We start from the raw sequence: 17,783 nt of genomic DNA, 5'->3' as shown, positions 1-17,783 counted from the left end.
GTCGGAGGCTCTCCCCCATGAAACCGCTGCGCGTCCCACGCTCCGCGATCACGCTGGTGATCGTCCTCCTCGGGTACCTCACCCTCCCCATGAGCATGACCGGCACCACCATCGCCCTGCCCGAGATCGGCCGCGATCTGCACGCCTCGGGTCCCGCCCTCCAGTGGGTGGTCACCGGGTACTTCCTGACCGCCTCCGCCGTCATGCTCCTCGCGGGCTCGCTCGGCGACCTGTTCGGGCGGCGCAAGGTGTACGCGACCGGCGCCGCCCTCTACACGCTCGGCACCTTCGCCGCCGCCACCTCGCACGACATCCTGCTCCTCGACGCGGCCCGCACCCTGGCGGGCATCGGTGCCGCCGGGGTGATGGCGGGCGGCGGCGCGATCCTCGCCTCGACGTTCGAAGGGGCGGCCAGGACACGGGTGTTCGCGGCGGTCGGCACCGTCGCGGGCATCGGCATCGCGGTGGGGCCCTCGCTCTCCGGGCTGCTGGTCGGCTCCTTCGGCTGGCGTACGACGTTCCTGGTGTTCGGCGTCGCGGGGATCGTGATCATTTCGGCGACGCTCTTCATGCAGGAGTCGCGGGCGGCGGTCCGGCCGAAGGTGGACCGGCCCGGTGCCGTCACCTTCATCGCGGGGCTCGGCCTGGTGATGTTCTCGATCACGAACAGCGGCCCGTCCCGCTGGGCGGGGCTGGCGGCCGGGCTGGCGCTGCTCGTGCTCTTCGTGCGCGTCGAGCGCCGCAGCGACCACCCGATGCTGGACCTCGGGCTGGTCCGCAACCGGGGGTTCATGGGCTGGATCGTCGGCGGTACGTCCATCGCGCTCGGCTCCTCCGGCATCATGATCTACTTCCCGACCTACCTCCAGGGCGCGGGCGGGCTGACCGCGAGCGGCGCCGGGCTGGTGATGCTGCTGATGACGGCACCGGTGTTCGTCGCCCCGCAGGTCACCGCCCGGCTGGTCAACCGGGGCGTCCGGGCGGGCCGTCTGATCGTCACCGCCCTCGCGCTGTCCGCCACCGGCAACGTGCTGCTGGCCGTCCTCCTCCACCCGGGCATCACGGCTGCCGAACTGGCCGCCCCGCTCGCCCTGGTCGGCATCGCCAACGGGCTCGCCATGGGGCTCGTCGACGGCCAGGCGATGGGCATGGTCGGCCCCGCCCGGGTCGGCATGGCCTCCGGGCTCCTCAACACCGTCCGCGCGGGCTCCAACTCGCTGATGCTGGCCGTCTTCGGGGCCGCGCTGATCGCCCTGCTGCAGACCCGGCTCGGCGCCGGGACGCTGGCCGGCGAGGTGGCCGCCGGGCAGCTCGCCGGGCCCCGGCACGCGGAGCTGGCGGGTGAGTTCACGTACTCCTGGCAGATCGCGGTGGGTGCGGTGGCCGTCCTGATGGCCGGGGCGACGCTGCTGGTGCACCGGCTGCTGCGCACCACCGCCCCGGTCGCGGAGAGCGCCGGGGCGGCGGAACAGAGGACCGGGGCACAGCAGGAGACCGGGGCGCAGCAGGAGACCGCGGCGGCCGGAGCCGCGGAGCAGGAGACCGCGGCGGGAACGGTGGAGGGTGCTACAGCTCCTCCCCCAGCGGCAGCCGACGCGCCCCCGGCAGGAACTCGTCCAGCTCTCCGGGGGTGAACCGGGACATGCCCACCACGTGCCAGAACTCGCCGTCCACGTCGCCGTCGCTCTTGTACCCACCGGACGGGGTGAGCGCCGCCCATCCCTCCGGTACGCCGATCAGCGTCGCCCGCAGCACGGGCGGCCCGTCCGGCAGCAGGGTCCACAGCCGGACCGTGCCGTCCTCGCCGCCGCTGGCCAGGGTCGTGCCGTCCGGGGAGAACGCCACCGACAGCACCCGGCCGGTGTGTCCGGCCAGGTCGGCGACCCGCTCACCGGTGTCGGAGTCCCACAGCAGGATGCGGCGGTCGTCGCCGGCCGCCGCGACCAGCGGGCGGGCGGGGTGCGCGGCCACCGTCCACAGCCGGCCGCCGAGGCCGCGCAGCCGGTGCACCGCCGCCCCGTCCCGCCAGACGATCGCGGTGCCGTCCCAGCCGGCGCTGACCAGGTGCTCGCCGGCGGTGCCGCGGCCGAAGGCGACCCCGTACACCCGGTCGGTGTGACCCCGCTCCCCCGCGAGGTCGGCGACCAGGCCGCCGTCGCGCCCGTCGCAGACCCGGACGTGGCTGTCGTCGCAGCCGGTGGCGACCAGGTCGCTGCCGGGGTGGAAGGCGATCGAGCGGACCCGGCCCCGGTGCTGGTGGAGGTCGCAGACGTGGGCGCCGGTGGAGCGGTACCAGAGGCGGACGGAGTCGTCGTCGTTGGCCGTGGCGAGCAGGACGCCGTCGCTGCTGAAGGCCACCGCCCAGATGTGCTCGGTCTCGGCGTCGAACTCGCGGAGGTACTCGCCGCCCGCCGGGTTCCACAGGTACATGTCGCCGTCGTTGCTCGCGGTGGCCAGCACGGACTCGGCGGGGCTGAAGACGGCGGACACCAGCCGGTCGCCGCGGCCCACCAGTTCGTGGGTGCGCTGGCCGGTGCGGGTGTCCCAGAGGCGGACCACGCCGTCGTTGCCCGCCGCGGCCAGCTGGTGGCCGTCGGCGCCGAAGGCGACGCCGCCGATCCGGCGGCCGTGGCCGCGCAGGATCCGTTTGCCCTGCCCGGTGTTGGCGTCCCAGATGCGGGCGCCGCCGTCGTTGCCGACGGTCAGCAGCTGGCCGTCGCCGGGGCGGAAGGCGCAGGCCCAGGCGGACCCCCGGTGCTCGGAGGGCTGGCGGGAGCGCAGCGTGACGGTGTGCCCGCCGTGCTGGCCGCCCGGGTCGCCGCTCTGCTGTCCGCCGGCGCGCCCGCCGTGCCGCCGCTCGGTGACCGTCCACACCCGGACGGCGCCGTCGCTGTCGCACGCGGCGAGGAGTTTCCCGTCGTCGCCGAAGAGCACCTGGTAGACGGCGCCCGAGAAGGTCTCCAGGGCTCCGGCGGGCGTCCCGACCACCGGGTCCCACAACCGCACCCGGCCCTCGGTGTCCCCGCTGACCAGCAGCGTGCCGGAGGGGTGGAAGTCGAGGGTGTACACCCGGCCGGTGTGGCCGGTGAGTTCGTGCAGGAGGCGGGAGTCGGAGGTGCGCCAGACGCGGATGGTGCCGTGCTCGTCCTCGCCGCCCATGTCGGCGGTGGCGAAGACGCTGCCGTCGGGGCTGAACCGGCTGCGGTAGACGGCCCCCCGGTGCCCGGCCGCCTCGTGGGTGCAGCTGCCGGTGGCCAGGTCCCAGACCCGGACCCGGGCGGCGGCGTCACCGGTGACCAGGACGCGCCCGTCGGGGCTGAAGACGGAGGTGTAGACGGGTGCGGTGTGGCCGGGCAGCCGGTGCAGCGGCTGCCCGGTGGCGGTGTCCCACACGGTGACCAGGCCCTCCCGGTCGCCGGTGGCCAGCCTGCTGCCCGCCGTGTCGAGGGAGACCGGCCACACCCCGTCGGGGTGGATGTCCAGCCGGTGCCTGCACCGTCCGGACACCGGGTCCCACAGGCGCACGGTGCCGTCGGAGCCGCCCGTGGCGATGACGTCGGACCGGCACTTCACCGCGTACACCCGGCCCACGTGCCCCTGGAGGGTGCGCAGGGCGAGCCCGTTGTCGGTGCCGCAGAGCAGGACGCCGCCGTCCTCGCTGCCGACGGCGAGCAGTTCCCCGTCGGGGCTGTAGGAGATGGGTTCGGGCAGTCTGCTGGTCCGCATGTCGAAGCCGTACGGAACCCCCACGGCGGAGGGCCGGAACCCGGCCTCCACCGGCATCCCCGGCGCGAGCGAGGCGCGGGCCAGCTCGGGTGCGCCGCGCACCGTGTCGTCCAGCTGTACGTCGATCAGGGCGGCCCGCGGCCAGCGGCTGCCGGTCAGGGTGACCCCGCGCAGGTCGGCCCTGGTGAGCCGGGCCCGGCTGAGGTTCGCCCGGGTGAGGTTCGCGCCCGTGAGGTCGGCGCGGTCCAGCCGGGCGCCGGTCAGGTCGGCGTCGGTGAGGTCGGCGCGGGAGAGGTTGGCGCCGATCAGCCGGGCGTCGGTGAGGTCGGCGCCGGTGAGGTCGACGCCGGAGAAGTCCCGGTGCGAGAGGTCCTCGGCGACCAGGCGGGCGCCGCGCAGGTCGGCGTGGGCGGGGACCTTGAGGCGGTTGCTGATCCGGACGGCGTTGGCGCGGGCCGCGTCGTTGACGCCGTGTCCGGGCGAGTCGAGGACGTTGCGGACCCAGGTGACGCACTTCTCGTGGTCGGCGAGGTCGCAGAGGAACTCCACCGAGAGCTGGCTGAGCAGCCCGGTGGACAGCAGCCCGTGCTGCGTCCGGTCGAGCTGGGCGGCGGCCTCGCGGGCGACCAGCCATTCGACGACGGAGCCGTGGATGAACTGGAACACCCCGTCGTCGCCGCGCACCAGCAGGGTGCCCGCGCCGACGGCCTGCGCCGACTCGTCGACCGTCATCGGGGACTCGGTGAGCCCGCTGAGGGTGCGGGCGGCGACGTCGGTGAGCTCGTCCAGGCGCAGGGCGGTGCGCCCGGACTCCCACAGGCGCACGGCGAGCGCGGTGACCGCCTTCCACAGGGCGTCGATGCCGAGGCCGGGCGGGGCTCCGGGGCCGCCCTGGCCGCGCTGCTCCTCGTAGCTGAGCCAGGAGGTGAAGACGTCCTCGTACAGCCTGGCCGGGCTCAGTGCGCGGCCCGCTCCGGCGACGGCCCGCAACTGGTCGGCGGAGAGGTCGGCGACGAAGGACAGCAGCCGCGGGTTGCGGCACAGGGCGAGCAGGTCGGGGATGCCCTGGAGGAGGCGGAAGCGCTGCTCGGCGACGCGCTCGTCGCCGTAGGTGTTGCGCAGGTAGGCGTGGATCTGGTGCGGGGTGAAGCCCGCGACGGTGAGCACCCGGCGCTGCGGGAGGAGGCCGACCTGTTCGCCGAGTGCGGTCAGTACCTGCTGCTGGTTCTTGAAGTGCTGGGTGCGGCTGCTCACCACGATCTTGGTGTTGCCGACGCAGGCGTCGATGAGGACCTTCAGGTGCTCGGCGGCACTGTCGTAGCTGACCCGGTTGACGAGTTCGTCGAAGCCGTCGAAGAGGAGCACGACCCGGCCCTGGGCGAGCATGTAGCGCAGCGCGCGCAGGTCGATGGTGTCGACGTGGTGGCCGGCCAGGTGGGCGGCGACCAGTCCCTCCAGGCTCTGCGCCCGGTCGAGGGTGTTGAGCGGGATCAGCAGCGGGATCAGGTGCGGGACCTGTTCGGGGATGCGGCGGGCCAGCTCGCGCAGGGCGAAGGTCTTGCCGTGGCCGAAGTCACCGAGGAGCAGTACGAACCGGCCGTGGTCGGAGTCGAGGAGTTCGAGCAGCGCGTCGACGAGCCCCTCGCTCTCCTCGCCCGGGGGGTCGGTGCGGCCGTCCTGGCGGGAGATGTCGCGGTAGCGCTGCGGGAGGTAGAGGTCGGGTGCGTACTGGCCGCCCTCGTGCAGGGCCGCGGTCTGGGCGGCGACGTGCCCACGCAGGTCGAGCAGCCCCTGGAACTGCAGGAAGCTGCGCACCCGGACGCGCACCCCGTGCCGGGCGGCCCGCTCGCGCAGCCCGCGCGAGGGGGCCTCGCCCGCGTACACCAGGACCGCTTCGGCGTCCGTTCCGGTGGCGTGCACCTCGGCGGTGAACCGGTCGAGTTCCTCCTCGGTGGGGGTGCCCGGGTGCACGGCGATCCGCTGCTGGCGTACGACGCCCTCCTCCTGCCAGGTCGCCAGGATCTGCGCCATGTCGGCGGGCGACCTGCGGGCCGCGTCGCGCAGGCTGACCCCCGCGCGGCGCACCCGGCAGATCTCCTTGACCCGCTCCACGAGGAGGTCGTCGGGGTGTCCGTCGCCCTCCCGGTCGGAGCCGCCGAGGGCCGGTGGCCCGGGGAAGTCGACCTCGGGCAGGTCGGGCACGGGGAAGACCCGCGAGGTCCGCTGCCAGTCGGCGGCGAAGTCCTCCGGTGCGGCGGCGGGCCGGTCCGTCCAGCGGGCCACGCCGCCGGCGGTGACCTTCAGGAGCTGGAAGCGGGCGGGCGCGGCGGCCCCGAAGAGCTGGAGCGGGGTGCTGCCCTTGCGGTCGCCGGGGGCGGCCAGTTCGCCCCGGCTGGGGCGGCCGGTGCTGGTGCGGGGGCCGCCGGTGGGTCCGTGCAGCAGCAGGTTGAGGCGGGGGGCGGCGAGCCGGGCGAAGGCGTCCGCGTCGCGCAGCGCGCCCGGCCCGCCCGCCTCGTCGCCGGGGCGCGACCCGGCGGTCAGCGGGTGCCGGAGGGCGCCGATCCGCAGCCAGCCCTCGGCCTCGTACCGGCGCAGCGCCTCGGCGAACCAGGCGGCCTGGTCGCGGCCGATCAGCCCGTACTGCTCCTCGGGCCGGTGGCTGTGGGCGATCGAGGAGTTGAAGCCGGCGACGACGGTGTGCAGTTCGGGCACCGGGAACAGGGTCCACGGCTGGTCGCTGTCGAAGACGGTGTCCAGGCCCTGGTAGAGGCTGCGGAACAGCCGGGTGTAGTGCCGCCACTTCGGCCAGTAGGGCGGCAGCGGGGCCACTTCGTCGGCCTCGCAGGTGTGGAAGTAGCCGAGGCAGGCGGCCCGGTTGACGTCCTGGCCGCCGGGCACCACCACGACGCGCTGCGGCGGCAGTTCGAGGTGGGAGCGCAGTGCGGTGAGGAAGCCGAGCGCCTGGTCGCACTCGCGGGGGCTGCCGGACGCGGTGAGGTCCCCGGTGACCACGAGGAGGTCGGGGTCGGGGGCGCCCGCGTCGCGCAGTTCGATGAGGTCGCCGCGGACCTCGCGGGCCAGCGTCTCGGGTTCCCGGCCGCGGCCGAAGTCGGGGCCCGCCAGGTGCAGCACGGTCACCTCGCCCCGGCCGCCCCGGCCGGGGCCGGACAGCGGGTAGGCGGGTGCCTTGGCGGGCCGCCGTCGGCCCGCCCAGCCGGGTCCGCCGAGCCTGCTGGGGTGCGGGAGGTCGGGAAGGTCGGCGGTGGAGGTGCTGCGCTGCGACTCCCCGCCGGGGAAGCCGGGCTGCCTGGCGGGCCGCGCGTTGCCCTCCAGGGCCTGTTCGATGCGCGTCATCAGCAGGCCGCGCGCGGTCTGCGCGTCGGTGACCCCGACCAGGTCGACGTAGGTGAGGGTGGCGAGCAGCCCCTCGATGGGGGTGTCCTCGACCCGTACGGTGAGCAGCTTGCGCTCCGGCGACTCGGGCGAGGCGCGCAGCGCCGCCTGCCACTCCATCCGGCCGTAGGTGGAGCGGGCGTAGTGCCGGGAGAGGATGGCGATGACGGCGGCGGACCGGCTGACGCCGCGGTCCATGAAGTCGATGAAGTTCGTGCCCACGACGAAGTCCCAGGCCTGCACCAGGGTGGTGTACCCGGCGTCCTCCAGCGTCCGCGCTATCCAGGCCGCCCATTGCTCGTCGGCCGGGGAGTAGCTGATGAAGAAGTCCAACTCACTTGATCTGCTGCCGAGTTCACCGCTCGTCGCCATAGGGTTCATGGTAGGTCGACATCCGGCCCGCGGAAGGTGGCCGGGCGTGTCGCGAGGGCCGGCGGGACGCCTCGTGGTGGGGCGATCAACGCGGGCTTAGCATGTCCCGCGTGTCCCTCCTCCGCCGTCTCGGACGTCTCCACCCGCTGGACTGGGTGGCCGTCGGGCTGCTCGCGCTCGGGCTGCTCGCCGTGGCGACGGGGCTGCTGCCCACCGGTCCCGCCTCGGACGTCATGGCCCGGATCGTGCCGCTGCTCGCCTTCCTGGGTTCGGTCATCGTGCTCGGCGAACTCACCGGGAAGGCGGGCGTCTTCGACGTGGTCGCCGCGTGGGTGGCGCGTACCGCGCGCGGCAACTACGCGGCCCTGTTCGGCCTGTGCGTGGCCTTCGCCTCCGTCACCACCATCGCCCTGAACCTGGACACCACGGCGGTCCTGCTGACTCCGGTGATGCTGGCCCTGGCCGCCCGGGTGGGCATCGCGGCGCTGCCGATGGCGATGACGACGGTGTGGCTGGCGAACACCGCGAGCCTGCTGCTCCCGGCGTCCAACCTCACCAACCTGCTGGCCGCGGACCGCATCGCGCTCTCCGCCTCCGGTCTGGCCGCCACCCTGTGGGCGGCCCAGCTGGCCTCGATCGCGGTGACCATGGCGTGCCTGTGGGGCTTCTACTGGCGGCGCGGCAAACGGGGCGCCGACCGGTACACCCCGCCGAACACGCCGGTGCCCACCGACCCGGTGCTGTTCCGGGTGAGCGCGGTGGCCTGCGGCGGGTTCCTGCTGGCGATCCTGGTGGCGGACGTCCCGCTGTGGTCGGCCTCGGGGGCGGCGGCGCTGGTCGTGGTGGTGGCGTTCGCGCTGCGCCGCCGGGGCGAGCTGAAGTGGTCGCTGGTGCCGTGGCGGCTGCTGATCCTGGTGCCGGGGATGTTCCTGGTGGTGGAGACGGTCAACTCCAACGGCCTGCACGACCTGCTCGCCTCGGCCCTCGGCTCCGACGACGGGCTCGCGGGAATGCTGCGCGCGGCGGGTGTCGGCGCGGGCGTCTCCAATGTGCTGAACAACCTTCCGGCGTACGTGGCGGGCGAGGCGGCCGTCCCGGACGGCAACTCCCACCAGCTCCTCGGCCTGCTCGTCGGCGTCAACGTGGGCCCGGTCGTCACCCCCTGGGCGTCGCTCGCCACGCTTCTGTGGTTCGAGCGCTGCCGCTGGCACGGTACGGAGATCAAGCTCGGCCGGTTCCTGGGGACGGGACTGGTGCTCGCGGTGTCGGCGACCCTGGCGGCGACGCTGGCGCTGGCCGCCACGACGTAACGGGGCGCGTCCGGCGGACGGGGCGCCCGGATCTCCGGTGCCCGCCTCCTGCCGCTCCCCGCCGTGGTCCCCCGCTGCGGCCCGGGGCCTCACCGCCCGGTCGCGGCCACCTCCCCCAACAGCCAGTCCAGTGTGCCGCCCCGCGCCGCGACGAAGCTGCGTCCGCTGCCCGGCCCGCTGAATCCGGGGTGGAAGGGCTCCCCGGCCAGCGTCCGCAGCTCCACCCCCGACTCGGCGGCCAGCAGCGCCCCGGCCGGGAGGTCCACGCCCTCCGCCCGGTAGCCCACGAACCCGTCGATCAGCCCGCGGGCCAGCAGGCTCCAGCCGACCAGCGGCGCCCACAGCTGGAGCATCCGCCGGCAGCGCTGTTCGAGCATGCCGCGCAGGGCCGCGGCGCGCGGGTCCGCCCGGTCGACTCCGTACCCCTGCGTCCAGGCGACGAGGGGGCCGCGGGCGGGCAGGGCGGCGCCGGGGCCCGGCAGCGGTCCGTCGGGGCCGTGCGCGCCCTGTCCGGCGACCGCGTACCAGGTGGCCCGGCTGGTGGGTTCGTGCACGACACCCACCACCGGCCGCTCGCCGAGGCACAGGGCCACGCCGACGACGTACACGCTCAGCCCGATGGCGACGTTGTTGCTGCCGTCCAGCGGGTCGACCAGCCAGGTGCGGGCGCCGTTGCCGGGGAGGATGCCGGCCTCCTCGGAGAAGATCCGGTCGCCGGGGAAGTGCTGTTGCAGCCGGCGCAGCACGATCTTCTCCGAGGCCAGGTCGAGGTCGGTCACGACGTCCCCCGCCGTGCCCTTCTCCCGTACGGTCACCGCCGCCCCGCACCGGTCGCGCAGCAGGTCGCCCGCCTCCTCGGCGGCGCCGACGGCGACCTTGCGCTCGCTCTCCCAGGGGTCCGCCGGCTCAGACATCCGCCATCCTTCCGAGCGCCGTCCGTACCGTCTTGACCGTCTGCACCCGGTCGCAGAGCCGCCGCACCGTGCGTCCCGCCCGCCCGTCCAGCGGTCCGAGCGAGAGGTCCATGGCGCCCGGCCGGACCAGGCCGAGGACGAGGGTGGCGGTCGGGTGCCGGGGGGCGACCACGGTCGCGTGGAACTCCCCGGCGCGCAGCGTGTAGCTCTGGCCGCCGGTGCTGACCCGGCGCGGTCCGGGCCTGCCGCGCACCAGCAGGGAGGTGGGCCGGATCTCGTCGATGCCGTCGGGGTCGCTGCGTATCTCGAAGATCCGGTGGGTGGGGCGGGCGCCGCCGTCGGTGGTGCGCACCAGGAGGTTGGTGACCTGGCCGTAGAGCACGTGGCTGTGCAGGTCCCAGCTGTGCGCGTGCATGGGGGCCGCGCCCGGTTCGGGGGCGAGGCCGCTCTCGAAGAGGTGCACGCAGACACCCCGGTCGCCGTCCCTGAGCAGGGGCAGGCAGAGGAAGCCGAGCGGGTGCCGGACGGCCGGCAGTTCCCGCTCCCCGTCCGCGATCCGGGCCAGGGCGGCGCGGGCCCGCTCCCGCAGGAGCGCCACCCGCCGCGTTTCCAGGGCCTGTACGAGTTCGTCGTAGTCGAGCAACTCCGGTAAGCGGTCCAGGTCGTCGTCCATGAGTGCGCGCCCGGTCCGGGCGCCTCACCTCCGGTAGGGGTCCTCGGCGTGCAGGGCCTTCGTGGTGATCTCGCCGATGTCGCTGTCGGTGAAGGTGCGCGGGAGCGGCAGCCGCAGTTCGTCGAAGAGCAGCCGCACTTCGTCGACGGTGGGTTCGGGGGCGAGCGGCGGGGCCGGGCGCAGGTCGAGTTCCATGGCCTGTTCGCGGCTCTGGTGGAGTTCGGTGACGTAGTAGTCGTAGAGCGGCTGTCCGCGTCTGACCAGGAGGTTCATCCGGGATCTGTCGTCCTGGGTGATGACCAGGCAGCTCTCGGAGAGGTCGTAGCGCAGGGTGGAGACGACGGAGGAGAGGTGCACGGCGATCTCCAGGGTGGCGAGCCGCTGGCGGTACCAGCAGGCCGCCAGTACGGTCGCGTACGCCTCCTTGCGCACCCGGTCCCTGGTCCACAGGGCCGCCTCGGCGGCGTTGTGCTGGCCGGCGAACATCTGCCGGAAGCGGGCGTAGGCGTCGCAGGCCCGTTCGTCGTCCGGGTTGACGATGTCGATCTTCATGTTGAGCTGGGAGCGCTGGACCTTGGCGGCGTTGACGCAGCTCGGCAGGGTGACGGCGCGCAGGTAGGTGCCGGTGCCGCCCTTGAAGTACCAGAGGTTGGTGTGCTGGCGGGCTTCGCGCAGCGCCTCCCCCACCTCGGCCCCGATCAGTGAGCTGACCATCGCCTGGTCGTCGAGGGCCCGGCGGGTCCCGGCCAGCGCCTCCTGGATGCTGGCGGGCTGCCGCACCCGCTCCACGATGGATCCGATGGCGAGGGCGCCGAGGACCAGCAGGGTGGCGCCGGAGACGACGTCGTCGCTGAGGACGTCGCCGAAGATGTCGAGCAGGCCGATGGTGAGCGCGATCCCGGCCGCGACGACGACGTCGATGTTCTTGAACGCCCAGCCGACGGCCCTCTCCAGCCGCCTCGCCGGCACTGTCATGAGCACACCTCCCCCGTGCATACCCGATCGTAGGGAAGGCCGGGAGGGGGCGCCAGGGTGCGAAGCGGCGGCGCGCACCGGCCGGCGGGTGCCGGGGGTGCGGAAAAGCGCCGCGGCGCCTGCCCCTTGTCCGGTCGGGGACGAGGTGGGGCAGGCGCCGCGTTCAGTTCCGTACGACGCTGTACGGGACATCTGTGGGGTTGTTCTCAACCTTCGCGGAACAACCAGGGTGACACCGTACGCCAGGTCACACGGTCAGTGCACGGTCGGTCGGCTTCACGGGGGCCGGGAGCGCGCTGACACCGGTGAGGTAGCGGTCCACACCGCGGGCGGCGGAGCGGCCCTCGGCGATGGCCCAGACGATGAGGGACTGGCCGCGGCCGGCGTCACCGGCGACGAAGACGCCGTCGACGTTGGTCGCGTAGTCCTTGTCGCGGGCGATGTTGCCGCGCTCGTCGAGGTCGAGGCCGAACTGCTGGACGAGGCCGTTGGCCTGGTCGGTGCCGGTGAAGCCCATGGCGAGGGTGACCAGCTGCGCGGGGATGACGCGCTCGGTGCCCGCCTTCTGGTTCAGCTTGCCGTCCTTGAACTCGACCTCGACGAGGTGCAGCGACTGCACGTTGCCGTCCTCGTCGCCCTCGAAGTGGGTGGTGGAGACGGAGTAGACCCGCTCGCCGCCCTCCTCGTGCGCGGAGGTGACCTTGTAGAGCATGGGGAAGGTCGGCCAGGGCTGGTTCGCGTTCCGCTCCTCGCCCGGCCGGGGCATGATCTCCAGCTGGGTGACGGAGGCCGCGCCCTGGCGGTGGGCGGTGCCCACGCAGTCCGCGCCGGTGTCGCCGCCGCCGATGACCACGACGTGCTTGCCCTCGGCGGTGATCGGGGCGACCGTCAGGTCGCCCTCCTGCACCTTGTTGGCGAGCGGCAGGTACTCCATCGCGAAGTGGATGCCCTTCAGGTCCCGGCCGGGGACGGGCAGGTCGCGGGAGACGGTGGCACCGGCCGCGACGACCACCGCGTCGTAGCGGCGGCGCAGCTTGGCCGCGTCGATGTCCCGGCCGATCTCGATCTCGGTGCGGAACTTGGTGCCCTCCGCGCGCATCTGCTCGATGCGCCGGTTGATGTGCGACTTCTCCATCTTGAACTCGGGGATGCCGTAGCGCAGCAGTCCGCCGATGCGGTCGGCGCGCTCGTACACGGCGACCGTGTGGCCGGCCCGCGTCAGCTGCTGGGCGGCGGCCAGGCCCGCCGGGCCCGAGCCGATGACCGCGACGGTCTTGCCGGAGAGGCGCTCGGGCGGCTGCGGGGTGACGTCGCCGCTGTCCCACGCCTTGTCGATGATGGTGACTTCGACGTTCTTGATGGTGACGGCGGGCTGGTTGATGCCCAGCACGCACGCCGACTCGCAGGGCGCCGGGCACAGCCGCCCGGTGAACTCCGGGAAGTTGTTCGTGGCGTGCAGCCGCTCGGAGGCGGCCCGCCAGTCCTCGCGGTAGGCGTAGTCGTTCCACTCGGGGATGAGGTTGCCGAGCGGGCAGCCGTTGTGGCAGAAGGGGATGCCGCAGTCCATGCAGCGGCCGGCCTGCTTGCTGATGATCGGCAGGAGGGACTTGGGAACGTAGACCTCGTTCCAGTCCTTGACGCGGTCCTCGACCGGGCGGGTCTGGGCGACCTCGCGCCCGGTGGTCAAAAAGCCCTTGGGGTCAGCCATTGGTCGCCGCCTCCATCATCTTCTCGGTGGTCTCCTGCTCGGAGAGCCCGGCCAGCTCAGCGGCGTCCTTGGCGGCGAGCACTGCCTTGTACGTGGACGGGATGATCCTGCTGAACCGTGCGGCCGCGGCGGGCCAGTCGGCCAGCAGCTTGGCCGCGACGGTCGACCCGGTCTCCTCCTGGTGGCGGCGCACCACGTCGTGCAGCCACTGCTGTTCGGAGGTGGACAGGGACTCGACGGCCGCCAGGTTGCCCGGGTTGACGTTGTCGCGGTCGAGGTCGATGACGTACGCGATGCCGCCGGACATGCCGGCCGCGAAGTTGCGTCCCGTCTCGCCGAGCACGACGGCGTGGCCGCCGGTCATGTACTCGCAGCCGTGGTCGCCGACGCCCTCGGACACCACGGTCGCGCCGGAGTTGCGGACGCAGAAGCGCTCGCCGGTGCGCCCGCGGAGGAAGATCTCGCCGCCGGTCGCGCCGTAGCCGATGGTGTTGCCGGCGATGGTCGAGTACTCGGCGAGGTGGTCGGCGCCGCGGTCCGGGCGGACGACGATGCGCCCGCCGGAGAGGCCCTTGCCGACGTAGTCGTTGGCGTCGCCCTCCAGGCGCAGCGTGATGCCGCTGGGGACGAAGGCGCCGAAGGACTGGCCCGCGGAGCCGGTGAAGGTGATGTCGATGGTGTCGTCGGGCAGTCCCGCCCCGCCGAACCTCTTGGTCACCTCGTGGCCGAGCATCGTGCCGACGGTGCGGTTGATGTTGCGGATGGCGACCTGTGCGCGGACCGGGCGGGCGGCCTCGGCGCTCTCCGCGGAGAGGGCGTCGGCGGAGAGCTTGATCAGCTCGTTGTCGAGGGCCTTCTCCAGGGCGTGGTCCTGGGCGGCGATCTGGTGACGGACCGCGCCCTCGGGCAGCTCGGGCACGTGGAAGAGCGGCTCCAGGTCGAGGCCCTGCGCCTTCCAGTGGGTGACGGCCCGCTCGGTGTCGAGGAGTTCGGCGTGGCCGACGGCCTCCTCGATCGTACGGAAGCCCAGCTCGGCGAGGATCTCGCGGACCTCTTCGGCGATGTACTGGAAGAAGTTGACGATGTACTCGGCCTTGCCGGAGAACCGCTCGCGGAGCACCGGGTTCTGGGTGGCGATGCCGACCGGGCAGGTGTCCAGGTGGCAGACGCGCATCATGACGCAGCCGGAGACGACGAGCGGGGCGGTCGCGAAACCGAACTCCTCGGCGCCGAGGAGGGCGGCGATGACGACGTCGCGGCCGGTCTTGAGCTGGCCGTCGGTCTGCACCACGATGCGGTCGCGCAGCCCGTTGAGCAGCAGGGTCTGCTGGGTCTCGGCGAGGCCCAGCTCCCAGGGGCCGCCCGCGTGCTTGAGCGAGGTGAGCGGGGAGGCGCCCGTTCCGCCGTCGTGGCCGGAGATCAGGACGACGTCCGCGTGGGCCTTGGAGACGCCCGCCGCGACCGTGCCGACGCCGACCTCGGAGACCAGCTTCACGTGGATGCGGGCCTGCGGGTTGGCGTTCTTGAGGTCGTGGATGAGCTGGGCGAGGTCCTCGATGGAGTAGATGTCGTGGTGCGGCGGCGGCGAGATGAGGCCCACGCCGGGGGTGGAGTGCCGGGTCTTGGCGACCCACGGGTAGACCTTGTGGCCGGGCAGCTGGCCGCCCTCGCCGGGCTTGGCGCCCTGCGCCATCTTGATCTGGATGTCGTCCGCGTTGACCAGGTACTCGGAGGTCACACCGAAGCGGCCGGAGGCGACCTGCTTGATGGAGGAGCGGCGCGCCGGGTCGTAGAGCCGCTCGGGGTCCTCGCCGCCCTCACCGGTGTTGGACTTGCCGCCCAACTGGTTCATGGCGATGGCGAGGGTCTCGTGCGCCTCCTGGGAGATGGAGCCGTACGACATGGCGCCGGTGGAGAAGCGCTTGACGATCTCCGAGACCGGCTCGACCTCGTCGAGCGCGATGGGCGCCCGGTCCTCGGACTTGAAGCCGAACAGGCCGCGCAGCGTCATCAGCCGCTCGGACTGCTCGTTGACCCGGTCCGTGTACTGCTTGAAGACGTCGTACCTGCCGCCCCGGGTGGCGTGCTGGAGGCGGAAGACCGTCTCGGGGTCGAACAGGTGCGGCTCGCCCTCGCGGCGCCACTGGTACTCGCCGCCGATCTCCAGTCGGCGGTGCGAGGCGGCGATGCCGGAGGCCGGGTAGGCCTTGGCGTGCCGGGCGGCGACCTCCTTGGCGACGACGTCCAGACCGGCGCCGCCGATCTTGGTGGCGGTGCCGTTGAAGTAGGTGGCGACGAAGTCCTCGTTCAGGCCGACGGCCTCGAAGACCTGGGCGCCGCGGTAGGAGGCGACGGTGGAGATGCCCATCTTGGACATCACCTTCAGGACGCCCTTGCCCAGCGCGTGGATGAGGTTGCGGATGGCCTGCTCGGCGTCGTCCGTCTCGATGAAGGTGCCCGCGCGGACCAGGTCCTCGACCGATTCCATCGCGAGGTACGGGTTGACGGCCGCGGCTCCGTAGCCGATGAGCAGCGCGACGTGGTGCACCTCGCGGACGTCACCGGCCTCCACCAGCAGGCCCACCTGGGTGCGCTGCTTGGTGGCGATGAGGTGGTGGTGCACGGCGGAGGTGAGCAGCAGCGAGGGGATCGGCGCGTGCTCGGCGTCGGAGTGCCGGTCGGAGAGCACGATCAGCCGGGCGCCGGCCTCGATGGCGGCGTCCGCCTCGGCGCGGATCTCCTCGATGCGGGCGGCGAGCGCCTCTCCGCCGCCGGAGACCCGGTAGAGGCCGGAGAGCGTGGCCGCCTTCATGCCGGGCATGTCGCCGTCGGCGTTGATGTGGATGAGCTTGGCCAGCTCGTCGTTGTCGATCACCGGGAAGGGCAGCGTGACGCTCCGGCACGACGCGGCGGTCGGCTCCAGGAGGTTGCCCGCCGGGCCCAGCGAGGAGCGCAGCGAGGTGACGAGCTCCTCGCGGATGGCGTCCAGCGGCGGGTTGGTGACCTGCGCGAACAGCTGGGTGAAGTAGTCGAACAGCAGCCGGGGGCGCTCGGAGAGCGCGGCGATCGGCGAGTCCGTGCCCATCGAGCCGAGCGGCTCGCCGCCGGTGCGGGCCATCGGCGCGAGGATGACGCGCAGCTCCTCCTCGGTGTAGCCGAAGGTCTGCTGGCGGCGGGTGACGGAGGCGTGGGTGTGCACGATGTGCTCGCGCTCGGGGAGGTCCTCCAGCTCGATCTCGCCGGTCTCCAGCCACTGCTGGTACGGGTTCTCGGCGGCGAGGGACGCCTTGATCTCGTCGTCCTCGACGATGCGGCGCTCGGCGGTGTCGACGAGGAACATCTTGCCGGGCTGGAGGCGGCCCTTGCGGACGACCTTCGCGGGGTCGATGTCCAGGACGCCGACCTCGGAGGAGAGCACCACGAGGCCGTCGTCGGTGACCCAGTAGCGGCCGGGGCGCAGCCCGTTGCGGTCCAGGACCGCGCCGACCTGGACGCCGTCGGTGAAGGTGACGCAGGCAGGGCCGTCCCAGGGCTCCATCATCGTGGAGTGGTACTGGTAGAAGGCGCGCCGGGCCGGGTCCATGGAGTCGTGGTTCTCCCACGCCTCGGGGACCATCATCAGCACCGAGTGCGGCAGCGACCGGCCGCCCAGGTGCAGCAGTTCCAGGACCTCGTCGAAGGACGCGGAGTCGGAGGCGTCGGGCGTGCAGACGGGGAAGATCCGGTCCAGCCTCTCCTGACCGAACAGGTCGGAGGCGAGCTGCGACTCGCGGGCCTTCATCCAGTTCCGGTTGCCCTTGACGGTGTTGATCTCACCGTTGTGCGCGACGAAGCGGTACGGGTGGGCCAGCGGCCAGGACGGGAAGGTGTTGGTCGAGAACCGGGAGTGCACCAGCGCGACGGCGGTGGCCAGCCGCCGGTCGGACAGGTCGGGGAAGAACGGCTCCAGCTGCCCGGTGGTGAGCATGCCCTTGTAGACCAGGGTGCGCGCGGAGAGCGACGGGAAGTAGACACCGGCCTCGCGCTCGGCGCGCTTGCGCAGGACGAAGGCCTTGCGGTCCAGCGCGATGCCGCTGCTGGTGCCGTCGGCGACGAAGAGCTGGCGGAAGGCGGGCATCGTGGCGCGTGCGCCGTTGCCCAGCAGGCCCGGGGTGACCGGGACCTCGCGCCAGCCGAGGACGCGGAGGCCCTCCTCGTCCGCGATCGTCTCGATCCGCGAGACGGCCTCGGCGCCCGCGCTCTCGTCGGCGGGCAGGAAGGCGATGCCGACGGCATATTCCCCAGCGGCCGGAAGCTCGAATTCCGTGACCTCGCGGAAGAACGCGTCCGGGACCTGGAGCAGGATGCCGGCACCGTCGCCGGAGTCGGGCTCGGAGCCGGTGGCGCCGCGGTGTTCGAGATTGCGCAGTACGGTCAGCGCCTGCTCGACCATGTCATGGCTGGCCACACCGGTGAGGGTGGCCACAAAGCCGACGCCGCATGCGTCGTGCTCGTTACGGGGGTCGTACAGCCCCTGCTGGGCGGGGCGACCGTCCATGGGCGACCAGGCGTGGGTACGCATCGGCACTCCCGTCGTCGTCGTGGCATATGCAAAATACCGAGGGACGACATTGGCCCTCCGCGAAATTTCGTGCAGGTTACATGATGGCTGGCTTCTCAGGAAGCGGATAGCTCATTCCACCATGCGGACACCGCGCGCGGCGGACGCGGCG

The 17,783-nt window shown here is 72.9% G+C and carries 8 protein-coding genes; 2 read left to right on the top strand and 6 right to left on the bottom strand.

Features of this window, described 5'->3' with window-relative positions; translation table 11 throughout:
- Positions 1 to 17: 17 nt before the first annotated feature.
- Positions 18 to 1,634: an MFS transporter gene (locus tag ACFYVL_RS24000; RefSeq protein WP_389248022.1), complete on the top strand. Its 1,617-nt coding sequence runs from the start codon at positions 18 to 20 to the stop codon at positions 1,632 to 1,634.
- Here the strand turns inward: ACFYVL_RS24000 and ACFYVL_RS23995 are convergent.
- Entirely contained in the window at positions 1,567 to 7,491 is a 5,925-nt protein-coding gene (locus tag ACFYVL_RS23995) for a TIR domain-containing protein (RefSeq protein ID WP_389248020.1), read from the bottom strand. The genes ACFYVL_RS24000 and ACFYVL_RS23995 overlap by 68 nt on opposite strands.
- A 110-nt stretch (positions 7,492 to 7,601) precedes the next feature.
- On the opposite strand from ACFYVL_RS23995, the gene ACFYVL_RS23990 reads away from it, so the two are divergent.
- On the top strand, positions 7,602 to 8,801 hold the full coding sequence (locus ACFYVL_RS23990; protein ID WP_389248018.1) for an SLC13 family permease: 1,200 nt from the start codon (positions 7,602 to 7,604) through the stop codon (positions 8,799 to 8,801).
- Positions 8,802 to 8,890: 89 nt separating this feature from the next.
- Here ACFYVL_RS23990 and ACFYVL_RS23985 read toward each other — a convergent pair whose 3' ends face one another.
- The 5 genes from ACFYVL_RS23985 to gltB form a co-directional block, all read right to left on the bottom strand.
- Positions 8,891 to 9,715 (bottom strand): inositol monophosphatase family protein, encoded by an 825-nt coding sequence (locus tag ACFYVL_RS23985; RefSeq protein ID WP_389248017.1) that lies wholly within the window; start codon positions 9,713 to 9,715, stop codon positions 8,891 to 8,893.
- Positions 9,708 to 10,388 carry a hypothetical protein gene (locus ACFYVL_RS23980; protein ID WP_389248015.1) on the bottom strand — a complete coding sequence of 227 codons (681 nt, stop codon included), beginning with the start codon at positions 10,386 to 10,388 and terminating at the stop codon, positions 9,708 to 9,710. The genes ACFYVL_RS23985 and ACFYVL_RS23980 overlap by 8 nt, the downstream gene beginning before the upstream one ends.
- A gap of 24 nt (positions 10,389 to 10,412) precedes the next feature.
- Positions 10,413 to 11,363, bottom strand: coding sequence for a hypothetical protein (locus ACFYVL_RS23975; RefSeq protein WP_389248013.1), 951 nt, complete (start codon positions 11,361 to 11,363; stop codon positions 10,413 to 10,415).
- 247 nt (positions 11,364 to 11,610) lie between these two features.
- Positions 11,611 to 13,071 carry a glutamate synthase subunit beta gene (locus ACFYVL_RS23970; RefSeq protein WP_389248011.1) on the bottom strand — a complete coding sequence of 487 codons (1,461 nt, stop codon included), beginning with the start codon at positions 13,069 to 13,071 and terminating at the stop codon, positions 11,611 to 11,613.
- Positions 13,064 to 17,632 carry a glutamate synthase large subunit gene (gene gltB, locus ACFYVL_RS23965; RefSeq protein WP_389248010.1) on the bottom strand — a complete coding sequence of 1,523 codons (4,569 nt, stop codon included), beginning with the start codon at positions 17,630 to 17,632 and terminating at the stop codon, positions 13,064 to 13,066. The genes ACFYVL_RS23970 and gltB overlap by 8 nt, the downstream gene beginning before the upstream one ends.
- Between the last annotated feature and the right edge of the window lie 151 nt (positions 17,633 to 17,783).

Origin of the sequence: Streptomyces sp. NPDC004111 (assembly GCF_042874215.1) — a bacterium.
Classification (GTDB): Bacteria; Actinomycetota; Actinomycetes; order Streptomycetales; family Streptomycetaceae; genus Streptomyces.
The sequence above is the reverse complement of the archived record's forward strand: the minus strand, read 5'-3'. Positions and strand labels throughout refer to the sequence as shown.

Bases quoted from the DNA above. Each gene is read 5' to 3' on its own strand.
- ACFYVL_RS24000 (WP_389248022.1), top strand. From the start codon at position 18: ATGAAACCGCTGCGCGTCCCACGCTCCGCGATCACGCTGGTGATCGTC.
- ACFYVL_RS23995 (WP_389248020.1), bottom strand. From the start codon at position 7,491: ATGGCGACGAGCGGTGAACTCGGCAGCAGATCAAGTGAGTTGGACTTC.
- ACFYVL_RS23985 (WP_389248017.1), bottom strand. From the start codon at position 9,715: ATGTCTGAGCCGGCGGACCCCTGGGAGAGCGAGCGCAAGGTCGCCGTC.
- ACFYVL_RS23980 (WP_389248015.1), bottom strand. From the start codon at position 10,388: ATGGACGACGACCTGGACCGCTTACCGGAGTTGCTCGACTACGACGAA.
- ACFYVL_RS23975 (WP_389248013.1), bottom strand. From the start codon at position 11,363: ATGACAGTGCCGGCGAGGCGGCTGGAGAGGGCCGTCGGCTGGGCGTTC.
- ACFYVL_RS23970 (WP_389248011.1), bottom strand. From the start codon at position 13,071: ATGGCTGACCCCAAGGGCTTTTTGACCACCGGGCGCGAGGTCGCCCAG.
- gltB (WP_389248010.1), bottom strand. From the start codon at position 17,632: ATGCGTACCCACGCCTGGTCGCCCATGGACGGTCGCCCCGCCCAGCAG.